Source organism: Butyricicoccus intestinisimiae (assembly GCF_018918345.1).
Taxonomy (GTDB): Bacteria; Bacillota; Clostridia; order Oscillospirales; family Butyricicoccaceae; genus Butyricicoccus_A; species Butyricicoccus_A intestinisimiae.
The window spans coordinates 20,491-41,429 of sequence record NZ_JAHLQI010000011.1 but is presented as its reverse complement, the minus strand read 5'-3'; the positions used below and the strand labels follow the sequence as shown (position 1 = coordinate 41,429).

The following is a 20,939-nucleotide window of genomic DNA, read 5'->3' as shown; positions in this document are numbered from 1 at the left end:
CTGTTATTTCTATACCGGTTTTACAGCGCCCGGTTCTCTTTCTGAGTATAAACTTCAAAAGAATTTCAGGTTTGTAATTCGTTCAAGTTACGTTGTTTAATTTACAAGGTACAATGTTTTTTGCCACTCAATCGAGCAGCTTGTTTATTTTACATCATTTTCAGAGGTTTGTCAAGAACTTTTTTCATTTCTTTTTTCAAACATATTTCGATGTGTTTCAACCGATTTCTCGGCTGCAACTCAATCAGTTTAGCACGTTTTCGCCATCCTGTCAAGCACTTTTTTCTTCCGATCATTGCTTTTCATTCATTTGACGTTCGCGCTCTCATCGAGTGCCTGAATATAATACCATGCCATTCCGCATCTGTCAACACTTTTTTCCAATTTTCTAAAATATTTTGACCTGTGCACTTCCTTGTGCTATAATGTGGTTCAAAACTAGACTGCAAAAGGAGGATTTCTATGCCTATTATCGTAGAAAACAGTTTACCTGCCTGCGCGGTGCTGGAAAGCGAAAACATCTTTGTCATGACGCACCATCGCGCGACCACCCAGCATATCCGCCCGCTCCGCATTGCGATCCTCAATCTCATGCCGACCAAAATCGTTACGGAAACACAGATTCTCCGCTGTCTTTCCAACACGCCGATCCAGATTGAGATCGACTTGATTCAGACAGCAACCCATAAATCGACGAACACACCGGAAGATCATCTGCTCAAATTTTACCAGACCTTTGATGATATTAAAGACCAGTATTATGACGGCTTTATCATCACCGGTGCTCCAGTCGAAAAAATGGATTTTGAAGAAGTCGATTACTGGCCGGAGCTGGTTGAGATTATGGAATGGACAAAAACCCATGTACATTCTACACTGCATATTTGTTGGGGCGCACAAGCCGGCTTATATTATCATTATGGTATTCAAAAGCATCTGCTTCCGAAAAAGCTTGCCGGTATCTACAAGCATCACATTATGCCGAACCGCACCAACGAAAGCTTGCTGCGCGGCTTTGACGATGTATTCAAAGCACCGCATTCCCGCTACACCACGGTTCTTTCGGAAGATATTTTGTGCAACCACAATTTGATTTTGCTCGCAGAGTCTTATGAAGCCGGTCCGTATCTGATTGCTGCAAAAAACGGCCGTCAATTATTTGTCACCGGCCACAGTGAATACGACAAGGAGACGTTGGCAAAGGAATATTTCCGCGATTTGCACAAGGGTATTCATCCTGACATTCCGGAAAATTACTTTGACGGAGACGATCCGCACAACGAGCCACGTCTGTCGTGGCGTTCGCACTCCACACTGCTGTTTACAAACTGGCTGAATTACTATGTGTACCAGTCGACCCCATACGAGTTGAACTCGTTAATCTAAGTTTATATGCAAAAAAACGCTGAGAAGGCAACGGCTTCTCAGCGTTTTTTGTTTGCTCAGATATAAAATCCGCCGTTGACTCCCAGTACTTGTCCCGTCACGAATCGTGACTGTTCCGATGCCAGCCAATAAATTGCTTCTGCGACATCTTCCGGCGCGCCATTTTTTCCGAGCGGGGTTTCCTCTGCAAGCTCCTGCATCACTTCTTCGCCGTGCATGCGGTTCATATCAGTATCAATGACACCCGGCGCCACACAGTTGACGCGGACGCCGGACAATCCGAGCTCCTTGGCAAGTGCTTTTGTCATGCCAATCACCGCCGCTTTGGATGCCGAATAATGTACTTCACACGAGCCGCCCGTTTGTCCCCAAATCGAAGATACTGTGACAATGCTTCCTTTCTGCTGCGACAGCAGCATCGGCAAGGCGGCGTGCACAACACGATATACCCCCTTGGTATTTACGTCAAACATATCGTCCCAATCGCGCTCTGTAATATCCGAAAACAGCTTTTGCTGCGCAATGCCCGCGTTGCACACAACGGCATCCGGTGTGCCATATGCCATCTGCGCCAGCTTAACCATGCGCTGTACCGCATCGGAATCGCGCAAATCCGCCGGAATACACTGGCAGGAACCTCCCATATTCGCGATTTCCTGTTCCAATTGCTGTGCTGCCTGCTGCGATTTTGCATAGCTGCCGGTTACGCACCAGCCCATCTGCGCAAATTTCAGCGCACACGCGCGTCCAATGCCGCGCGTTGCGCCGGTAATAATCACTGATTTTTGCATGTTGTATCCCTTTCTCAAACAAAAAGAGGGGCGGAGAATCCGTCCCTCTTCGATGGTATCTATGTACGGAAAAACTCAGATCGAAATCGTCTGTGCAACCTCATACAGCTCCTGATTCAGATCCTTGCTCATGTTCAGACCTTCCTCAATGTCATAATCTGTAATTTCATTGTTGCGTGCGCAAACAACGCGGTTGGACTTTCCTTCCACAAGAATCTTGACAGCATGATATCCCATGCGGCTCGCCATAACGCGGTCGCGAACCGTTGGAGAGCCGCCGCGCTGTACATGACCCAGAATGGTCACACGCGCGTCAATGCCGGTTGCCGTGTGAATTCTATCCGCAACGTCCTGTGCATTGCCGACACCCTCTGCCACAATGATAATATGATGCTTTCTGCCGCGAATACGATTGGCACGCATCTTCTTGACAATAGATTCCTCAAAGTCCAGCTCGCGCTCCGGCAGCAAAATGGCTGTTGCACCGCAGGCAACACCGACATCCAGCGCCAGATGACCTGCACGGCGTCCCATTACTTCTACAACAGAACAGCGTTCATGAGACTGCATGGTATCGCGCAGCTTATCCACTGCCTGAATGGCTGTATTGCAGGCAGAATCAAAGCCAATGGTATAATCCGAGCATACAATATCGTTATCAATGGTGCCCGGCACGCCAATCGCCGGAATGCCCTTGCGGGACAGTGCCTGTGCACCGCGGAAGCTGCCGTCACCGCCGCATACAATCAGACCGTCCAGTCCCATGTACTGCGCATTGTCTGCAGCCTGCTGCAGGCCTTCTTCCGTCAGCATTTCCAGACAACGTGCGGTATACAGCATGGTACCGCCCTTCGAGATGATGCCGTCAACGCTTCGCGCACCCAACTCAACAATGTCGCCGTTAATCAGTCCTCGGTATCCGCGGCGAATGCCGAGGCAGGAAATGCCATACGCTGCCGTCGTACGAACAACCGCACGGACAACTGCATTCATGCCCGGTGCGTCGCCGCCACTCGTCAGAACGCCAATTCTTTTGATCTGCTTTGCCATGATGTGTTTCCTCCGATCCTGCTCTTTGCCCCGAATGCCTTCCCGTATTTCAGCGCAAAGAGTTTTTCAGCTTGATAAAATGAAATGATGTATGCATGTATGTTTCCATTTCACAGATCCGGATGTTTCCCATTCTCCATCGGATCTTCACTTCATTATAACATTTTCTTCACCAAGAATAAACCTTAATTTGTCTAGGAAAAGTAAATTGTTGTACACCCACATGGATGGGGCTGCTCGCAGCGTCTTTCGCGTATCCGCACAGAACAAATACACCGGCAAATCGCCGCGATATTGACCGAGCAAAGCCTTGACTTCCGGCAATTTCGGGTCATCCATGCTGCTGATGCGCAGATATAATTTATGCCGACAGCTGCCGGGCGCTGCACTTCCCTGCCGTGGTGCCTGCCTCGGAGCTTCTCTGCGTCTGGAAGAGCCACGTTCCTGCAAGGCTTCCCGCGCACGCTCCAAATACTGCTCTTCCAGCGGGTACACCGCAGACGGCAAGATCTTCGGTGCTTCATCCTCTCGCGCATCAATGCGTCCGGCAATCCACACTGCTTTATCTTCACGCAGCCAATCGCCCGCCTGCTGGAGCACAGAAGAAAACGCAATCAACTCTACAGAGCCCGTCAAATCTTCCGCTGTGACATACGCCATCATGCTGTTGTTTTTGGTTGTTTTCATGCGCACCGCTGTGATAACTGCCGCGAGAACCACGTGCATCCCATCGCGATACTTGGGCGGTTCGACACGCTGCCGATCGCTCGACAAATCTTCTGTAATCGCACGAACCGTTGCGCAATCCGCCCTTGCAATGAGATCTCTGTAATCATCCAGCGGATGACCGGACAGATACAGTCCCGTGGTTTCTTTCTCCATCGAGAGCAAGTCCCGCTTGGGCAGCTCCGGCACGTTCGGGATATGAATGTTCTCTTTTTTCTCCTCTTCGCCCAGGCCAAACAAATCTATTTGTCCGGCAATATTTTTCTTTGTCGCGCTGGCAACATCGTTGAGCACCGCGTCATATATCTGCAGCAGCTGGCTTCTGCGGTATCCCAGCGAATCAAATGCACCGGATTTCACCAATCCTTCCAGCGCACGGCGATTGAGTTCCTTTGGATACATGCGGTCGCAAAAATCCTCAAACGATGCAAACGCACCGTTGTGCGCGCGTTCTTCCTCCATCTCTTTGAGGAATCCGCGTCCGACATTGCGAATTGCCGCCAAACCAAACCGGATATTGCCATCGGAAACCGTGAAGCCCTCACAGGACGTATTGACATCCGGCGGCAGCACACGGATTCCCATACCGCGCGCCGCACCGATATACTCCGACACCTTTGGCGATGCGTCCAGCACGCTGGTCAGCAGGGCCGCCATATATTCCTGCGGATAATGGCATTTCATATACGCCGTCTGATACGATACCACCGCATAGCAAACAGCATGTGCTTTATTAAACGCATAATTGGCAAAGTCCATAATCTCATCAAAAATAGACTCCGCCGTCTGTTCCTCAACGCCGCGCTTGATGGCGCCGTCAATGCCCAATTCCTCGTTGCCGTAGATGAAGTTGGTGCGTTCTTTTGCCAGCTCCTTCATCTTTTTCTTGGACATCGCGCGGCGCACCATATCCGCCTTGCCAAGCGAATATCCCGCCAGCACGCGGAAAACTTCCATAACCTGTTCCTGATAGACCATACAGCCATACGTGACATCCAGAATATCTTTTAACAACGGATGCTTGTATTTTACCTGTGACGGGTCATGCTTGCACGCAATATAGCGCGGAATCGACTGCATCGGACCCGGGCGGTACAGCGCCACAACTGCGGTAATATCTTCAATGGAATGCGGCTTGAGTCCGGTCACAACATTGGTAATGCCCGCACTTTCAAGCTGAAACACACCGGCGGTCTTGCCCTGTGCCAGCATGGCATACGTCGCATCGTCATTCAGAGAAATATCGTCCAGATGAAAATCCGGATGCTCGCGCTGCACCATCTTTTCCGCATCAGACAGCACGGTGAGATTTCGCAGACCCAAAAAGTCCATCTTGAGCAAGCCCAGCTCTTCCAGCGTCGTCATGATGAACTGCGTGACCATATTGCCGTCATTGGCGGCGAGCGGCACATAATGATCGACCGGTTCATTCGTGATGACAACGCCGGCCGCGTGCGTGGACGCGTGACGCGGCATTCCCTCCAAACTGCGTGCCGTGTCGATGAGCTTATGAATGGTTTCATTGCTCTCATACATCTGCCGCAGCTGTTCGGACGCCGCGAGAGCCTTGTCAATGGTAATATGCAGCTCGGTCGGAATCAGTTTTGCCACCACATCGACGTCACCATACGGGATATTGAGGGCGCGGCCGACATCTCGAATCGCGTTGCGCGCCGCCATCGTGCCGAACGTCACAATCTGTGCGACATGATCCGCGCCATACTTGCGCGTCACGTAATCAATCACTTCCTGCCGGCGTTCATAGCAAAAATCCACGTCGATATCCGGCATGCTGACGCGTTCCGGATTCAAGAAGCGTTCAAAATACAGCGAATACTGAATCGGGTCAAGCGTGGTAATATCCAAACAGTAGGCAACCATAGAGCCTGCCGCCGAGCCTCTGCCCGGACCGACCGGAATGCCATGTGTCTTGGCATAGTGAATAAAATCCCATACAATCAAGAAATAATCGACAAAGCCCATGCGCTGAATCATATCCAGCTCATACTGCAAACGCTCGCGCTTTTCCGTGTCATTTGGATCATAGCGGCGGTCAAAGCCTTCCATGCACAGCTTGTGCAGATATTCCTCCGCGGTGTATCCCTCCGGCACGTCAAATGACGGCAAGTGATATTGTCCGAACGTAAAATCCAGATTGCACTTGTCCACAATTTCCATCGTGTTGGAAATCGCTTCGGGATGCTTTGGAAACAGCGCCGCCATTTCCTCCTCGGATTTTAGATAAAACTCCTCGGTTTCAAACCGCATGCGATCAATATCATCGACGGTTTTTCCGGTCTGAATGCACATGAGGACATCCTGCATATGTGCGTCCTCTTTGCGCGTATAGTGCGCATCGTTGGTCGCTACAAGCGGGATGCCGGTCTCCTCCGCAATGCGCATGACGCCGCGGCACACATCATCATCCTCTGTCAGATGATGATCCTGAATTTCCAGATAATAATCCTCACCAAACAGCGCACGGTATGCCAAAGCCGTCTGCTTTGCCCCTTCATAGTTTTGCTGCAAAATCTTGGAAGCCACTTCACCTGCCAAGCAGGCGGACATGGCAATCAAACCTTCATGATACTGTTCAAGCAGCTGCCAATCAATGCGCGGTTTGTTATAAAAGCCCTCTGCAAAAGACAAGCTGACCATGTGAATGAGATTGCGATAGCCTTCTTCGTTTTTGCACAGCAAAATCAAGTGATAGGGATTGCTGTCCAGCGTGTGATCTTTGTCAAACCGCGTCCGACGCGCCACATACACCTCACAGCCGATCACCGGCTTGATGCCTGCCGCTTTTGCCGCGCGGTAAAAATCAATGACGCCATACATCACACCGTGATCGGTAATGGCAATGGCGTCCTGTCCGAGCTCCTTCACATGCTCCATCATATTGCCGATGCGGCACGCGCCGTCCAGCAGACTGAATTCGGTATGTACATGTAAATGTGCAAAGCTCATGTGTGTTCCTCCTGTACTGCCGCCTTTGCCATCGCCACAATGCGTTTGAGGCGATGACTCATGCCCGGTTTGGACAGCGGCGGCTGTGATTGGGCGGCCAATTCCGTCAGGCTCATTTCCGGATGCTCCAGCCGCAGGCGAATGGTCGCATGCATGGCATCCGGAAAGATTTCCCATCCGCCCTTGTTCAGTGCCTGATGAATGACGGCAATTTGCTCCGCCGCCGCATTGGATGCCTTGATTAGATTCGCCGTTTCGCAATTGACGCGGCGGTTGACTTTATTGCGCAGTTGTTTTTCCACTTTTGCCTGCATCAGCTCCATGGCGGCGTGCTGTGCGCCAATCAGCGTCAAAAAGTCCTCCGCTCCCGCTTCATCCTTCCAATACAGCAGCGAGACCGTCTTGCGCATGGCAAATTTGGGATTCACATTCATATCCAGCAGCAAGCTCATCACTTCGCGGCACAGCGCATGGTGCGACGTCGCCAACTCCAGATGGATTTTCTTGTCCGGTCCTGCGACCGTTCCCGCCGCCAGAAAAACGCCGCGCAAAAATGCAGCGCGGCAGCAATCATCCTCAATGATATTGCGATTGAGGTGATAGGTCATGTGATACTGCCAGTCATAGCCGAGCTTGGAAAAAATCCGTCTCAATTGTTTTTCTTCGGTAATTTTCAGCGTCACGCGCCCGCCTGCTCCTTTTTCCTGTGACTGGATGGACGCGCTGAACGCCCGCGTGAGCAACGGCGGCACACGCTTTGCCAGCGCTTCATTCGCCGTCACAACGGCAATCTCCGTATGCGAAAACGTGTGCGCAAACAGCAGCAGCCCATAGGCCTCCGCCACCGCACAGCAATCCCGACTGACCGGAATTGCGCACAATTCTGTTTTTGTCTGCGCCGAAAACGACATGCGCAATCCTCCTTAAATCTTTCCCGGTTCGGTCTCCCGCGCCAGCACGTCATAGGCGCCGTAAATGCCTTCGCGCACACAACAGCGGCCAAATACATTGACAACCGCCTGCGCCAGCAAAGCCGGATCATGCCGCGCCAGCTGGCTGCCGCCCGCGATGAGCGGAAATCCGTACATCTCCACGCCCGCCTCGCGGAATCGCTGCATATCCATCTCCACCGGCTCTGCATCCTCGGTTTTATACCGCGCCTGAATCGGGTCCGGCACTGGTGCGGTATTATAAATACACGCGTCTACCAAATGCGGCGCACTGTGCTGCAGCAGCGCATGCAGATGGTCAAACGCCGTGTAGCCTTCGGTCTCTCCATCCTGCGTCATGATATTGAGCACATAAATTTTCGGCGCCTTGCTCTTTTCCAGCGCCTGCACAATGCCATCCACCAACAAATTTGGAATGATGCTGGTATACAGGCTGCCCGGACCGAGAATAATCATGTCTGCCGACAAAATCGCGTCAATGGCATGCGGCAGTGCCTTCGGCTTTTGCGGTTCCAGCCGCACCTGATGAATGCGGCAGTTTTGCTGCTTTTTCTTCGCGGCAATCTTGGACTCGCCCACAACGCTGGCGCCATTTTCGAAATCCGCCACCAAATCCACATTGGCATTGGTCACGGGAAGCACCTTGCCTGTGACGGCAAGTACCTCGTTCATGCGCGTCACCGCTTCTTCAAACGAGCCGGTGATGCCGTTGAGAGCAGCGAGAAACAGATTGCCAAACGATTGTCCCTTATTGATTCCCTCCGGAAAGCGATAGTTCATCAGCTCCATCATGGTCGGCTCGGTATTGGCAAGCGCCGTGATGCAGTTGCGAATATCTCCCGGCGGCAGCATGCCCAGATCCTCGCGCAGCACGCCGCTGCCGCCGCCGTCGTCAGACACCGATACAATTGCTGTGATATTTTCCGTATATGTTTTGAGTCCGCGCAGCATCGTGGACAGTCCTGTGCCGCCGCCAATGACGACGATTCTCGGACCCAAACTGCGCGCGGAACGAACGCTCTGCTGATTTTGCCGCTTGCGCAGACCGCATTTTCTCGCGGTGCGCAGCGCGCGAAGATACAGCTTTTGATAAAATGGTCTTGCCATTTTTTACCCCTTCTGACTATCTCTGTGGGTTGCTGTGGTCATCACCTTGTTGTCCAACAGGTGCTGATTGACCGCCTCGGCAATGGCTACCGAGCGATGGCGTCCGCCGGTGCAGCCGATGCCGATGGTCAGCACAGCTTTGCCCTCTTTGGTATACTGCGGAATCAAGAAATCAAGCAGCGGGAACAGATAATCCAAATAGCGATCCGCCGTGCCGTCGCAGAATACATAGTTTCTGACGCCGGGATCCTGACCATTCTTTTCGCGCAGACTGATTTCATAATACGGATTCGGTAAAAACCGCACATCAAACACCAAATCTGCATCCGCCGGAATGCCGTACTTAAAGCCGAACGAAACGACGTTGACGCGCAGCAGTCCGCCTTCTTTTCTCCCCGTAACCAGAGAAATAATGGTCTCACGCAGCTGAGAAACCTCCAAGCGCGTGGTATCTACAACAAAGTCCGCCCGCATCCGCACAGAGGACAGCAGTTCCCTCTCGCGCTCAATGGCGTCTACCATCGTCACGCCGTCCACCATCAGCGGATGCTTGCGGCGCGTCGCCTTGTACCGATTGATTAAAATCGGCGTAGAGGTTTCCAGATAGATAATCTTGTATTCACATCCGATGTTCTTGATTTGATCGCAGGCGGCCTGCAAGTGCGCAATATCCTTTCCGGCGCGCACATCAACAGCCAGCGCGACGCGCTCATATTTTCCGCCGGTCGCCGCCATACAAATTTCGGCAAACGCCGGAATCAGCGCTACCGGCATATTGTCCACGCAGTAATAACCCAGATCTTCCAGAGTTGCCATTGCTCTCGATTTTCCTGATCCGGACATACCGGAAATGATATAAAAATTCATGCTCTTGCAGTCCTTTCTACTTGATTTGTCGTTTTTTACAGCAATCTGACCTCCGGCTCCAGTTCTACGCCGAACTGACGCCGCACTTCCTCTCGCACATGGTCAATCAGCGCGAGAACGTCCGCACAGGTCGCGCCGCCGCGATTGATGACAAAGCCGGCATGTTTTTCCGACACTTGTGCTCCGCCGACGGTATATCCCATCAGTCCGGCGTCCTGAATCAGCTTGCCGGCAAAATATCCCTCCGGACGCTTGAATGTGCTGCCTGCACTCGGATAATTGAGCGGCTGCTTATCGCGTCTGCGCTGGGAAAAGTCGTCCATCTTCGCTTTGATTTCCGCCGGATCGCCAATTTTCAGCTGCATATCGGCGGACAGTGCCACCCACTGCGGATGGTCTTTGTACGCACTCGTGCGGTAGCCGAAGGCGTGCTGTTTTCCGGTCAGCGTGCCGATGGTATCGGTCTCTGCGTCATAATAGCGCGAGGACACCACGACATCCGCCATCTGTCCGCCGTACGCACCGGCGTCCATAAACAGCGCACCGCCCAGAGAGCCCGGGATACCGCCCGCAAATTCCAAACCAGTCAGGCTGTTTTTCAGCGCTTCATTGGCGAGCACCGACAGCAGTGCGCCGGTCTGTGCCTGCATTGCGGTTCCCTCCACGTGTACCGCGCCGTATTCCGTGCCAATGCACAGCACGACGCCGCGAATGCCTTCATCGCGCACCAGCACATTGGAACCGTTTCCCAAAACAGTCAGCGGCAGTCCCGCCTGCTTTGCCGCCTTTACAGCGCAGCAGACGGCACGCTCGGTTTTCGGCATAACCAACAGGTCTGCCGGTCCGCCGATGCGAAACGAGGTATGTCGATTCATCGGCTCTTTGGTATAGAATGCCAGCTCATCCGCCGGACATTCGAGTTTTTTCTTGAATTCTTCTATCATAAAAAACACTTCATTCCTTCAATCTCGAAACACATGATTTCTCCATGATTTTCATACGTTTTTATTATATCATGCACAGCGCAAAATCGGAACATAAACCGCACATTTTTTCAGATTTTCCAATCCGCCTCTTGTTTTTCTGTTCGCAGTCGCATACAATAGAAACACACCTGAATTTTTTGCAATGTTTCGGAGGTTTTCGTTTATGATTTATACAGTAAGCGATCTGCACGGTTGTTTGGAGGACTGGCAGACTTTATTGGACACCATTCATTTTTCCGATCAGGACACCATGTTTGTTCTGGGAGACTGCGTTGATCTCGGTCCGGATCCGATTGGTCTGCTGCACGACATGATGGAGCGCCCGAATGTATTTCCGACACTGGGCAATCACGAATTGTCCTTCGTCCGCAGCGTCCAGACGCTCCCGCCGGAGGCAACCGCGGACAATTTCATGGATTATCTGACCGACGATGCCCGCGCGCAGCTTGCCAAGTGGGCAGCGGACGGCGGACAGCGCACCCTCATGCAGTACCTCGCATTGGATGAGGAAGACAGAGAAGCCATCCTCGACTACATCGGCGAGATGACGCTGTACGAGGAGGCTGAGGCGGACGGCGTTTCGTTTGTTCTAACGCACAGCGGCATTACCGGATTTGATCCGGAGCAGCCATTGGATGAGTACTCTCCGGCAGATTTTCTCAACGCAAACCCGACACCCGGCATGGAGTATTTCTCCGACCGCACGGTAATCGTCGGACACACGCCGACCTATCTGCTGCGCGGCGGCAAGGCCGGTCATATTCTCGATGACGGCGGCATTATTTACATTGACTGCGGCGCCGCACACAAGGACATCGGCGGCCGTGTCGGCTGTCTGCGTCTGGATGACTTTGAAGAATTTTACGTCTGATATCTAAGTCTGATATCTAAAACAGAAAAATCCGTTCGGCGGTGCTTACAGCACCTATGCCGAACGGATTTTTATTTGCTTCTCATGCACTCAAGTGTTGTTCTGAATGCCCATAGACTTCATCATGCGCTCATTGAGCTCCTTTGCCGCATTATAGCCCATCGACTTATGACGATGGTTCATGGCAGCAACTTCAATGATAACCGCAAGATTTCGGCCCGGACGCACCGGAATCGTCAGCGACGGAATGCGCAGACCCAAAATATCCGTGTACTGGTTGTCCATGCCAAGGCGGTCATACATCTTGCCCTCTACCCACTGCTCCAGATTGATAATCATATCGACACGTTCGGTTTCTTTAATCGCGCCCATACCAAAGATACGGCGCACATCGACAATACCAATGCCGCGCAGCTCGATAAAGTGACGGATAATCTCCGGCGCACAGCCGACCAGCGTTCGGTCGGATACACGCTTGATTTCAACCGCATCATCGGCGATCAGACGATGACCGCGCTTGACCAGCTCGATGGCGGTCTCGCTCTTGCCGACGCCGCTGTCGCCCAAAATCAGGATGCCTTCGCCGTACAGCTCGACCAATACGCCGTGCAGCGTGATACGCGGCGCAAGGGATACCTTCAGCGATGCCACCAGCGCACTGGTCACGGAGGACGTAAATTCATTGGTGCGGAGCACGGCGACATCATACTTCTTCGCGGCTTCGATCAGCTCCGGAAATACTTCAATGTTTCTTGTGACAATGACGGCCGGAATGCCGGTTGCACATAGCTTCTCAAAAATATCTGTGCGTTTTTCCTCGTCAAACTGTTCTACATACGCATTTTCCGCTTTGCCCATAATCTGCAGGCGCTGCGGCTCAAAATAATCAAAGAAACCGGCAAGCTGCAAACCCGGACGATTGACATCATCGGTTGTGATTTCTATTTTTTCAAATCCTTCCGGTCCATAAATCAATTCAAACTGGAATTCTGTGATTAACTGCCCCAGCGTAACGCTGAATTCTTTCAGTTGCATGACTAGCAGCCCCCTTGTTTTTGATTTTCCTGTATGAACAGTAACAATATTGCTTTTATTATAACGGATTGACCAATTACATGCAAGCCAGCACAGACTTTTTTCTGTCTCTCCGGATTTTTTTGTCTATAACCCTTGCAATTTTGCGAAACGTATGCTATTATAATATCCGTTACTCAAATGATAAAGATAAGGAGGTGCAGGAAAGATGGCAAAGTGTGAAGTTTGCGGCAAGGGCGTAACCTTCGGTATCAAGGTTTCCCATTCTCACAGACGTTCCAACCGTACTTGGAAGCCGAACGTTCGTCGCGTTAAGGCTGTCGTTGCTGGCACTCCGTGCCATATCAATGTTTGCTCTCGGTGCCTCCGCTCCGGCAAGGTTACTCGTGCAATCTAATTGATATAAAACGGTTGATAAAGCTCTCTATGAAAATAGAGGGCTTTTTTCATGCTCATTTTTCGCACACAAAAAACGGCGAGGCTCGCATTTCGCGATTCTCGCCGTTTTCTTTTTTCGCTTACTTCCAGATTTCTTCGATTTCGCTCTTGCGCGGACGATTCATCAGGTGCTTGATGCACTCCTGTACCGGCTTGTTTTCATACAGCAGCTCATACATCGCCGTGGTAATCGGCATTTCAATGCCTACCTTCTGCGCGAGCATATAGCCTGCCTCCGTCGCATAATAGCCTTCTACGACAGCGCCGATTTCCTTCATGGCCTGCTGCACATCCATGCCCTGACCAATCTTAATGCCGGCGCGGCGATTTCTCGAATGCATCGACGTACAAGTGACAATCAGATCACCCATACCGGACAGACCGGCAAACGTCTCGCTTCTGCCGCCCAGCGCCGTGCCCAGACGCGCAATCTCCGTCAATCCGCGCGTCATGAGAGCCGCCTTGGAATTATCTCCCAAACCGACGCCGTCACAGATACCTGCCGCCAGCGCGATGATATTCTTAAAGCATCCGCCCAGCTCCGCGCCGATAATATCCGGAGAGATATACACGCGGAACCGGTCATTCATAAACGCCTGCTGCACCAGCGTAGCTGCCTCTCTCGATGCAGATGCCGCCAGAATGCACGTCAGAATCCCGCGCGACACTTCCTCCGCATGGGTCGGGCCCGTCAATGCAACCACCGGATTCTTTCCGTTGGTTGCCCGTGTGATGGTCTCCGAGAAGCGGCAATAGCCATTGTCCCGATCCAGTCCCTTTCCGACATTGACAATCGGAATGCCTGCCTGAATAACGCCCGACAGCTGCTGCGCCGTCGAATGCACAGCAAAGGACGGAACCGCCATCAGCACAAGATCTGCCGCCGCTGCACCGTTTAAATCAGTCGTGATTTCAATTTCTTCCGGCAGCTTGATGCCCGGAAGCAGCTTTTCATTGCCGCGCTGTTCACGCAGCAGCTTGCACTCCTCTTCAAAACAGGTCCATGATGTTACCGTATGCCCATTTTCATGCAGCAGAATCGACAGAGCCATGCCCCATCCGCCGCAGCCGACTACAAAAACTTTCATAATCTCATGCTCCTCGATATGATCTGTGTACAGCAGTCAGTGTTCCTTTTTGCTGTGCAATGAAAACTTATTTTCCTCTCCGTGTGCAATGCGGACAATATTGCTCCGGTGCATATAAACAACTGCCGTGACCATCGCAACCAAAATTATCATCATCGGCAGCAGCATATCCTCTCCCCAATGGAAATACAGGGTCATAACCGGCACCAGACAGCTTCCCACAATCGAGCCGAGCGACACCCACTTGGTAATCGCAACCAAAACAATAAATGCAGCGATGGCCACGCAGAATACGCGCCAATCAAACACCGCAATCATCGTCGCGCCGACCAAAATGCCCTTTCCGCCCTTAAATCCAAAATACAGCGGAAACATATGTCCGGCGATGGCCGCGCTACCTGCGATGAGCACGCCGAGCGCGCCCATCAGATGACTGCCGATCAGACAGGCAATGACACCTTTCGCAATGTCTCCGACGAGCACAAACAGCGTCGGTTTCGCGCCCATGACGCGCAGAGAGTTGGTGAGACCTGCATTGCCGCTGCCTTTGGTGCGAATGTCATAGCCCATCAGCAGCTTGGACACGACGAGCGCCGAGTTCATGCTGCCCAGCAGGTATCCCACTGCGATCAAGATCAGAATAATTATCGGTGTACTCACCCGGTTATTCCTCCTTGCCGCCGCGCTCACGCACAATCATGCGAATCGGCGTTCCCTTGAGTCCATACACATCGCGGATCTGATTTTCCAGATAGCGCTGATAGGAAAAATGGAACAGCTGCGCGTCGTTGCAGAAGCAGACAAACGTAGGCGGACGAACACCCGACTGCGTCATGTAATAAATCTTCAGGCGGCGTCCCTTGTCCGTCGGCGGCTGTACACGCGCTGTCGCCTCCGCGAGCAGCGTGTTGAGCTGACCGGTCGGAATACGTCTGCCGTTCTGTTCATACACATCGTTGATGCAGTCAAACAGCTTGTGCACACGCGCGCCCGTCTTTGCAGACAGGAACAGAACCGGTGCATACGGCATATAGGACAGACCGATGCGCACGCGCTCGGTATACTGATCCATGGTTTTGCCGTCCTTCTCGATTAAATCCCACTTATTGACAACAATGATGCATGCTTTGCCTGCATTGTGTGCCTCACCGGCAATTTTGGTGTCCTGCTCGGTCACGCCTTCCACGGCGTCAATCATAATCACGCAGACATCTGCGCGCTCGACCGCCATCAGCGAACGCATGACACTAAACTTCTCCACGCGCTCATCTACCCTTGAGCGCTTGCGGATGCCCGCCGTGTCGATGAGCATATACTTGCCCTTGCTGTTTTCAAACTTTGAGTCTACGCTGTCGCGGGTCGTACCTGCAATATTGCTGACAATCACGCGCTCCTCGCCAAGAATCTGATTGACGAGCGAGGATTTGCCGACATTCGGCTTGCCGATCAGCGCAACCTTGATGTACTCGCTGTCTGGCTCCTCCTCGCCCTCCTCCGGGAAATACTCATAGCAGGCATCCAGCAGGTCACCGGTGCCGTAGCCATGCAGGGCGGAGATCGCAAACGGATCGCCCAGACCCATATTGTAAAATTCATAAAATTCCGGCGGTTCTGCACCCGGGCGATCGCACTTATTGACTGCGAGCACAACCGGCTTGCGCGAGCGGCGCAGCATCGCTGCTACCTCCTCATCGGTTGCGGTCACACCGCTGTGCAGATCCGTCATCAAAATAATGACATCTGCCGCCTGAATGGCCGCTTCCGCCTGGATGCGCATGAACTTCAAAATTTCGCTGTCCGTGCTCGGCTCAATACCGCCGGTATCAATGACCTGAAAGGCGCGGCCGCGCCATTCGGAGTCCGCATACAGCCGGTCACGGGTGATACCCGGCGTGTCCTCTACAATCGAGAGGCGCTTACCGGCAAAGCGATTAAACAGCTGCGACTTGCCGACGTTCGGACGACCGACAATCGCTACAACTGGTTTTGCCATTGTAATACTCCTTTCCGTCTGCCGCACGCCGCTCGGACGCGCGGAATATGACTTTTTCACAGAATGCTTTATTCTGTTGATTTTTATTGGTTCTCTAATACGATTATCGCATTTCTGCGCTGTTCCGTCAACTCTCATGACAAAAAAATAGAGAAGGAAGCTACGGCCGCCTTCTCTATTCTTTCTTTCATCTGCATCGGTGCTCCGAAATTACTCGGAAACCTTCAGGTACTCACGGCCATTGTAGGAGCCGCAAGCCTTACAAACCTGATGCGGGAGCTTCATCTCGCCGCACTTCGGGCACTTCACCAGTCCCGGCGCGCTCAGCTTCCATACGTTGTTTCGTCTGGTATCACGTCTTGCCTTAGAAGTCTTTCTCTTTGGTACTGCCATTTCGGTAACACCTCCTCTGTCTATCCTAAAAGTTCTTTTTTGATGAATCGTTACATTCCTCAGTCGTCCTTATCCAGGAGCTTCTGAAGAACAGCCAGCCGGCTGTCGATTTCCCTTGTGCTGCAACCGCACGGACCTTCATTCAGGTTCTTGCCGCATTTGGGACACAGTCCCTTGCAGTCCGGCTTGCAATAATATGCAAAGTCGACCTCGAGCAGCAGTGCAGGAATGATAATGTCGTCCAGCTCAATGCTCTGCCCGTCTATCAGGTACATATCGTCGCGGTCATCTTCCTGTACTTCCTGTACCAGAACATACGAGCACTGTGCCGTAACGTCCTTTTTGACGGGAGTCAGACAGCGGGCGCATTGCGTTTCATACAGTGCGCTGGCTGATGCCTGTAATCGGAGCACGCCCAGATGATTCCGAACCTCTCCTTCGATATGAACCGGTGTACGGAACGGATATTCTCCGTTCATTTCCTCTTTTGTCAGGTCGGCGTCGTAGGAGAACGGGATTACCGCTCCGTCGGTCACCGAGATGCGTTTCAAATCGAGTTTCATAGCATTCCTCGCTTGACGGTCAATTATTAGTATACCTCATAGAAGCTGCGTTTGTCAACAGAAAACTCTGCTTTCTTCCCACATTTCCAAAGGTTTATTCATTATAGCACAAATTTTAGAAAATTTCAGCCCATTCTGCCGATTTTTTCCCAAAAAAGCGGCAGATTTCGTTTTTTTGTCAAACATGCACAGACATCCGCTGTCCCATCCCGCCTTTCCTGCAACGAAACAGCGGAGATTGCACAAAAACCATTGCTTTTCCGCGCCGGTACGGTTAAACTAAAAGCAAAAGCAACGACAAAATAGGAGGAATTTCGTGAAACAGTTCACCATCAGCAAAAATGACAGCGGCCAACGCTTGAATAAATTTTTAGAAAAAGCCGTCCCCCTGCTGCCCGGCGGCATGATGCACAAGTACATCCGCATCAAGCGCATCAAAGTCAACGGCAAGCGCACAGACTTCGCCTATCGGTTGCAGCAGGGCGATATTCTACAGCTGTACATCAATGATGAGTTTTTCGGAAAGCCGAAAAAGCACAGCGAGGAGGAATCGTACCTGCACGCCAAGCCGAACATCGATGTCATCTACGAAGATCAGCACATTCTTCTCGTCAACAAGCCTGCCGGACTTGTCGTACACGCCGATGACAGCGGCACCAGCGATACACTCATCGCCCGCATCCAAGCATATTTATATCAGTACGGCCGCTGGGACCCAAACAAAGAGGCATCGTTTACGCCGTCTCTGTGCAACCGCATTGACCGCGGCACCTCCGGCATTGTGATTGCCGCCAAGACCGCAGAAGCATTGCGCGTCATGAATCAGAAAATTCGAGACCGCGAGCTGCACAAGAGCTATTTATGTGTTGCCTGCGGCCACGTCCGCCCGCGCGACGGACGCATCAAGAACTATATTCTGCGCCACGAGAGCGAACACCGCGTTTCGGTGCACGACCATCCGGTTGCCGGTGCACGCACGGCAATCACCCAGTACCGCGTATTAAAAGAAACGCCGGAGTTATCTCTGGTCGAGTGCGATTTGATTACCGGCCGCACCCATCAGCTGCGCGCGCAGTTTTCCCACATGGGGCATCCGCTGCTCGGTGACAGCAAATACGGAAAAAATGACATGAACCGCAAATATCACCGCAAGTCGCAGGCACTTTGTTCCTACAAGCTGCGCTTTGATTTCACAACAGATGCCGGTTCGCTCGGCTATCTCAACCACAAGGTATTCACTGCGCCGCGCGTAGAATTTGTCTCGTTGTTTGAGGACTAATCCGCACAGGAGGTGAGAGAATTGAATATCGCCGTTCTCATTCCCTCTCTCGATCCGAACGAGCGCCTTGGCACGCTGGTCTCTGCGCTGCGCCAGCGCGGCGTGACGCAGCTCGTTGTCATTGATGACGGCAGTGCTGCGCGCACGCAGCCGATTTTTGACCTCTGCGCTTCTCTTGGCTGTATTGTTGTGCATCACGACCGCAATCGCGGAAAAGGCGAGGCACTGCGCACCGGACTGCGTGCCGCACGCGAGCATTTTCCGAATCTTGCCGGCGTTGTCACCGCAGACGGCGACGGTCAGCATCGCGTCAACGATATTCTCCGCGTGGCGCACGCTCTGGAAACGACAGCAAGCGGCCTTATCCTCGGCACACGCGATTTTTCCGGCAGCCATGTCCCATTTCGCAGCCGATTCGGAAATCGCTTCTCCTCGCTGTTTTTCCGTCTTTCTGCAGGTGTCAGCTGTCCGGACACACAGACCGGTCTGCGCGGCATTCCCGCCGCACTGTTTGATTTTGCTCTGTCGGTTTCCGGCAGCCGGTACGAGTACGAGATGAACCTGTTATTTTCCGCCGCGCAGCAGCACATCCCGCTCCGATACATTCCCATCGAGACGGTATATGAGGATAACAATTCTGTCTCTCATTTTCGCCCGCTACGCGATTCCGCCCGCATTTATGCTGCGCCGCTGCGCTTTGCCATCGTTTCTCTGAGTAGTTTTTTCATTGACATTTTATTGTTTTCTCTGTTCGCGCTTTTGCTGCCGTCTCGGACGGCGCAGGCGATTTTAACTGCAACCTTTGGCGCACGGGTGTGTTCCGGCATATACAACTTCCTGCTCAACCGGCATTGGAGCTTTTCCAGCACCCGAGATTCTTGGCACGCGCAGGGAATCCGGTATCTGATTCTGTTTTTGTGTCAAATGTTGGTGAGCGGCAGTGCCGTTTGGCTGCTGTCCTTCCTGCCGCTCCCGTTGACGCTGATTAAAATTCTCGTTGATACCATTTTGTTCTGTATCAGCTATTTCATCCAGCACAACTGGGTATTCCGCAAATAAGGAGATGACTTACCATGAGCAAATGCGATGACTGCATGTATTTTGAATACGATGAAGAATTTGGCTACTCCGTCTGTCAGCAGGACTTGGACGAGGACGAAATGCGCTTGTTTATTCAAGATACGTTTGACAACTGCCCGTATTACCGCAGCGGCGATGAATACAGCATTGTCCGCCATCAGAATTAAAGCTAAATATGACAAATCCGCCAGTTGAGAAATATTCTCAGCTGGCGGATTATTTTTATGCAGCAAACACCATCTGCACCAAAATCATATAGCAAATCGTTCCGCCTGCGATAGACAGCAGTATTTGCCGCCTCCACAGATGCAGACCAGCGGTCACTGCAATGGCAAGCAGCTCCGGAATGCCGTGACTTCCGGTAAAAATGCTGACATTGCGCAGGCAATAGATGACAATCATGCCAAATACAGCCGCAGGCAGCACCTTTCCAAGGTACTGGATGTAGTTCGGCGTCGGTTTTCCCGCCGAAAAAATCAGAAATGGCAAAAAGCGTGTCAATTCCGTGCCCACGACAATAATGGCAATGGTGATAATCTGCTGAGAAACCGTCATGCCCGCTCCTCCTCTCTTTTTTCGCGGAGAACCGTCAAAAAGAATAAAATCACAAACATGGTCGGCACCATAAAGCTGTCTGCGCCAAATATTACCAGACACAATACCGATGCACCCAAACCGACAAACTGACTCGTATGTTTTTTGTCTTTCATCCACTGCTCCATAAAAATAACGACAAACATAGCTGTCATGGCAAAATCCAATCCCTGCGTGTTGAAGTGAATCAGCGAGCCGAACAAACCGCCGAATGTTGCGCCTGTCACCCAGTACGAATAATTGAGAACCGTCACAAAGAACATAAACCATCCGCGGTCAACATTCTCCGGAATTTCTGCAGAATAATTGATGGAAAATGTCTCATCGCACATGCCATAAATCAAAAAGAATTTTTTCCAGCCCATACCGCGAAATTTATCCAGCATGGAAATGCCATAAAACAGATGCCGCGCACCGACTAAAATTGCCATGACAAACGCCTGCAGCGGATGAAAACCGCTGAGCAGCATATTGACTGTGACAAATTCCATCGAACCGGTAAAAATCGTCATGCTCATCAGCATTGGATAGACAAAGCTGAAACCGGACACGTTCATATACACGCCGTATGTGATGCCGAGAAACCAAAAGCCCGCAAAAATCGGAATCGTGTGCGGAAATGCATATCGAAATGCACGGCGTATCTGTTTTGATGTCCCCTGCATGTTTTCATCTCCTATCAAATTAGTAGTATAAAAATGGTATGTATCAGTATAGCATCTTCGCGTATATTCGGCAATATGCTTTCTTCCGGACAGACAAAGACCGCCGAGCG

General features: G+C 51.8%; 21 protein-coding genes. 6 read left to right on the top strand and 15 right to left on the bottom strand.

Features of this window, described 5'->3' with window-relative positions; translation table 11 throughout:
- Positions 1-462: 462 nt before the first annotated feature.
- Positions 463-1,386, top strand: coding sequence for a homoserine O-acetyltransferase MetA (metA, locus tag KQI75_RS13240; RefSeq protein ID WP_216471311.1), 924 nt, complete (start codon positions 463-465; stop codon positions 1,384-1,386).
- Between the two features lie 56 nt (positions 1,387-1,442).
- On the opposite strand, the gene ymfI is transcribed toward metA, so the two are convergent.
- From ymfI to murB, 7 genes are all read right to left on the bottom strand, one after another.
- On the bottom strand, positions 1,443-2,177 hold the full coding sequence (gene ymfI, locus KQI75_RS13235) for an elongation factor P 5-aminopentanone reductase (protein WP_216471310.1): 735 nt from the start codon (positions 2,175-2,177) through the stop codon (positions 1,443-1,445).
- A 75-nt stretch (positions 2,178-2,252) separates the two neighbouring features.
- The gene (pfkA, locus tag KQI75_RS13230) at positions 2,253-3,227 is read right to left on the bottom strand and encodes a 6-phosphofructokinase (protein ID WP_216471309.1); all 975 of its coding nucleotides are present in this window, start codon (positions 3,225-3,227) and stop codon (positions 2,253-2,255) included.
- A 147-nt stretch (positions 3,228-3,374) separates the two neighbouring features.
- Positions 3,375-6,920, bottom strand: a complete 3,546-nt coding sequence (locus tag KQI75_RS13225; RefSeq protein WP_216471308.1) for a DNA polymerase III subunit alpha — start codon at positions 6,918-6,920, stop codon at positions 3,375-3,377.
- Entirely contained in the window at positions 6,917-7,831 is a 915-nt protein-coding gene (gene whiA / locus KQI75_RS13220; protein WP_216471307.1) for a DNA-binding protein WhiA, read from the bottom strand. Before whiA ends, KQI75_RS13225 begins: the two co-directional genes overlap by 4 nt.
- Before the next feature lie 12 nt (positions 7,832-7,843).
- Positions 7,844-8,977 (bottom strand): gluconeogenesis factor YvcK family protein, encoded by a 1,134-nt coding sequence (locus KQI75_RS13215; RefSeq protein WP_216471306.1) that lies wholly within the window; start codon positions 8,975-8,977, stop codon positions 7,844-7,846.
- Positions 8,978-8,980: 3 nt separating this feature from the next.
- Positions 8,981-9,844 (bottom strand): RNase adapter RapZ, encoded by an 864-nt coding sequence (rapZ, locus tag KQI75_RS13210; protein ID WP_216471305.1) that lies wholly within the window; start codon positions 9,842-9,844, stop codon positions 8,981-8,983.
- Between the two features lie 35 nt (positions 9,845-9,879).
- The gene (gene murB / locus KQI75_RS13205) at positions 9,880-10,788 is read right to left on the bottom strand and encodes a UDP-N-acetylmuramate dehydrogenase (protein ID WP_216471304.1); all 909 of its coding nucleotides are present in this window, start codon (positions 10,786-10,788) and stop codon (positions 9,880-9,882) included.
- Between the two features lie 205 nt (positions 10,789-10,993).
- Here murB and KQI75_RS13200 point away from each other — a divergent pair, with 205 nt between their 5' ends.
- Complete coding sequence (locus KQI75_RS13200) at positions 10,994-11,701, top strand: metallophosphoesterase (RefSeq protein ID WP_216471303.1); 708 nt, start codon at positions 10,994-10,996, stop codon at positions 11,699-11,701.
- A gap of 90 nt (positions 11,702-11,791) precedes the next feature.
- Here the strand turns inward: KQI75_RS13200 and hprK are convergent, their stop codons facing one another.
- Positions 11,792-12,736 carry an HPr(Ser) kinase/phosphatase gene (hprK, locus tag KQI75_RS13195; protein WP_216471302.1) on the bottom strand — a complete coding sequence of 315 codons (945 nt, stop codon included), beginning with the start codon at positions 12,734-12,736 and terminating at the stop codon, positions 11,792-11,794.
- Positions 12,737-12,944: 208 nt separating this feature from the next.
- Between hprK and rpmB the strand changes: the two genes are divergently transcribed.
- Positions 12,945-13,133 carry a 50S ribosomal protein L28 gene (gene rpmB, locus KQI75_RS13190; protein WP_216471301.1) on the top strand — a complete coding sequence of 63 codons (189 nt, stop codon included), beginning with the start codon at positions 12,945-12,947 and terminating at the stop codon, positions 13,131-13,133.
- Positions 13,134-13,254: 121 nt separating this feature from the next.
- On the opposite strand, the gene KQI75_RS13185 is transcribed toward rpmB, so the two are convergent.
- The 5 genes from KQI75_RS13185 to KQI75_RS13165 all read right to left on the bottom strand — a co-directional run bounded on the left by KQI75_RS13185 (position 13,255) and on the right by KQI75_RS13165 (position 17,211).
- A complete protein-coding gene (locus tag KQI75_RS13185) occupies positions 13,255-14,262 on the bottom strand; it encodes an NAD(P)H-dependent glycerol-3-phosphate dehydrogenase (protein ID WP_216471300.1) in 1,008 nt (335 codons plus the stop codon).
- 36 nt (positions 14,263-14,298) lie between these two features.
- Positions 14,299-14,922: a glycerol-3-phosphate 1-O-acyltransferase PlsY gene (gene plsY, locus KQI75_RS13180; RefSeq protein WP_216471299.1), complete on the bottom strand. Its 624-nt coding sequence runs from the start codon at positions 14,920-14,922 to the stop codon at positions 14,299-14,301.
- A 4-nt stretch (positions 14,923-14,926) separates the two neighbouring features.
- Positions 14,927-16,255 carry a ribosome biogenesis GTPase Der gene (der, locus tag KQI75_RS13175; RefSeq protein WP_216471298.1) on the bottom strand — a complete coding sequence of 443 codons (1,329 nt, stop codon included), beginning with the start codon at positions 16,253-16,255 and terminating at the stop codon, positions 14,927-14,929.
- Positions 16,256-16,465: 210 nt separating this feature from the next.
- On the bottom strand, positions 16,466-16,648 hold the full coding sequence (rpmF, locus tag KQI75_RS13170; protein ID WP_216471297.1) for a 50S ribosomal protein L32: 183 nt from the start codon (positions 16,646-16,648) through the stop codon (positions 16,466-16,468).
- A 59-nt stretch (positions 16,649-16,707) separates the two neighbouring features.
- Positions 16,708-17,211 (bottom strand): YceD family protein, encoded by a 504-nt coding sequence (locus KQI75_RS13165; protein ID WP_216471296.1) that lies wholly within the window; start codon positions 17,209-17,211, stop codon positions 16,708-16,710.
- Positions 17,212-17,527: 316 nt separating this feature from the next.
- Here KQI75_RS13165 and KQI75_RS13160 point away from each other — a divergent pair, with 316 nt between their 5' ends.
- The 3 genes from KQI75_RS13160 to KQI75_RS13150 are packed head-to-tail and all read left to right on the top strand — an operon-like array spanning position 17,528 to position 19,737.
- Complete coding sequence (locus KQI75_RS13160) at positions 17,528-18,490, top strand: RluA family pseudouridine synthase (protein ID WP_216471295.1); 963 nt, start codon at positions 17,528-17,530, stop codon at positions 18,488-18,490.
- Between the two features lie 21 nt (positions 18,491-18,511).
- On the top strand, positions 18,512-19,549 hold the full coding sequence (locus KQI75_RS13155; RefSeq protein WP_216471294.1) for a bifunctional glycosyltransferase family 2/GtrA family protein: 1,038 nt from the start codon (positions 18,512-18,514) through the stop codon (positions 19,547-19,549).
- 14 nt (positions 19,550-19,563) lie between these two features.
- Entirely contained in the window at positions 19,564-19,737 is a 174-nt protein-coding gene (locus KQI75_RS13150) for a DUF6472 family protein (RefSeq protein WP_216471293.1), read from the top strand.
- Between the two features lie 55 nt (positions 19,738-19,792).
- Here KQI75_RS13150 and KQI75_RS13145 read toward each other — a convergent pair whose 3' ends face one another.
- Positions 19,793-20,125 (bottom strand): branched-chain amino acid transporter permease, encoded by a 333-nt coding sequence (locus KQI75_RS13145; RefSeq protein ID WP_216471292.1) that lies wholly within the window; start codon positions 20,123-20,125, stop codon positions 19,793-19,795.
- On the bottom strand, positions 20,122-20,829 hold the full coding sequence (locus tag KQI75_RS13140) for an AzlC family ABC transporter permease (RefSeq protein ID WP_216471291.1): 708 nt from the start codon (positions 20,827-20,829) through the stop codon (positions 20,122-20,124). The genes KQI75_RS13145 and KQI75_RS13140 overlap by 4 nt, the downstream gene beginning before the upstream one ends.
- Positions 20,830-20,939: the final 110 nt, after the last annotated feature.

What these genes read in the sequence shown, in the direction of transcription:
- metA (WP_216471311.1), top strand. Translation starts at nt 463, where the DNA reads ATGCCTATTATCGTAGAAAACAGTTTACCTGCCTGCGCGGTGCTGGAA.
- ymfI (WP_216471310.1), bottom strand. Translation starts at nt 2,177, where the DNA reads ATGCAAAAATCAGTGATTATTACCGGCGCAACGCGCGGCATTGGACGC.
- pfkA (WP_216471309.1), bottom strand. Translation starts at nt 3,227, where the DNA reads ATGGCAAAGCAGATCAAAAGAATTGGCGTTCTGACGAGTGGCGGCGAC.
- KQI75_RS13225 (WP_216471308.1), bottom strand. Translation starts at nt 6,920, where the DNA reads ATGAGCTTTGCACATTTACATGTACATACCGAATTCAGTCTGCTGGAC.
- whiA (WP_216471307.1), bottom strand. Translation starts at nt 7,831, where the DNA reads ATGTCGTTTTCGGCGCAGACAAAAACAGAATTGTGCGCAATTCCGGTC.
- KQI75_RS13215 (WP_216471306.1), bottom strand. Translation starts at nt 8,977, where the DNA reads ATGGCAAGACCATTTTATCAAAAGCTGTATCTTCGCGCGCTGCGCACC.
- rapZ (WP_216471305.1), bottom strand. Translation starts at nt 9,844, where the DNA reads ATGAATTTTTATATCATTTCCGGTATGTCCGGATCAGGAAAATCGAGA.
- murB (WP_216471304.1), bottom strand. Translation starts at nt 10,788, where the DNA reads ATGATAGAAGAATTCAAGAAAAAACTCGAATGTCCGGCGGATGAGCTG.
- KQI75_RS13200 (WP_216471303.1), top strand. Translation starts at nt 10,994, where the DNA reads ATGATTTATACAGTAAGCGATCTGCACGGTTGTTTGGAGGACTGGCAG.
- hprK (WP_216471302.1), bottom strand. Translation starts at nt 12,736, where the DNA reads ATGCAACTGAAAGAATTCAGCGTTACGCTGGGGCAGTTAATCACAGAA.
- rpmB (WP_216471301.1), top strand. Translation starts at nt 12,945, where the DNA reads ATGGCAAAGTGTGAAGTTTGCGGCAAGGGCGTAACCTTCGGTATCAAG.
- KQI75_RS13185 (WP_216471300.1), bottom strand. Translation starts at nt 14,262, where the DNA reads ATGAAAGTTTTTGTAGTCGGCTGCGGCGGATGGGGCATGGCTCTGTCG.
- der (WP_216471298.1), bottom strand. Translation starts at nt 16,255, where the DNA reads ATGGCAAAACCAGTTGTAGCGATTGTCGGTCGTCCGAACGTCGGCAAG.
- rpmF (WP_216471297.1), bottom strand. Translation starts at nt 16,648, where the DNA reads ATGGCAGTACCAAAGAGAAAGACTTCTAAGGCAAGACGTGATACCAGA.
- KQI75_RS13165 (WP_216471296.1), bottom strand. Translation starts at nt 17,211, where the DNA reads ATGAAACTCGATTTGAAACGCATCTCGGTGACCGACGGAGCGGTAATC.
- KQI75_RS13150 (WP_216471293.1), top strand. Translation starts at nt 19,564, where the DNA reads ATGAGCAAATGCGATGACTGCATGTATTTTGAATACGATGAAGAATTT.
- KQI75_RS13145 (WP_216471292.1), bottom strand. Translation starts at nt 20,125, where the DNA reads ATGACGGTTTCTCAGCAGATTATCACCATTGCCATTATTGTCGTGGGC.
- KQI75_RS13140 (WP_216471291.1), bottom strand. Translation starts at nt 20,829, where the DNA reads ATGCAGGGGACATCAAAACAGATACGCCGTGCATTTCGATATGCATTT.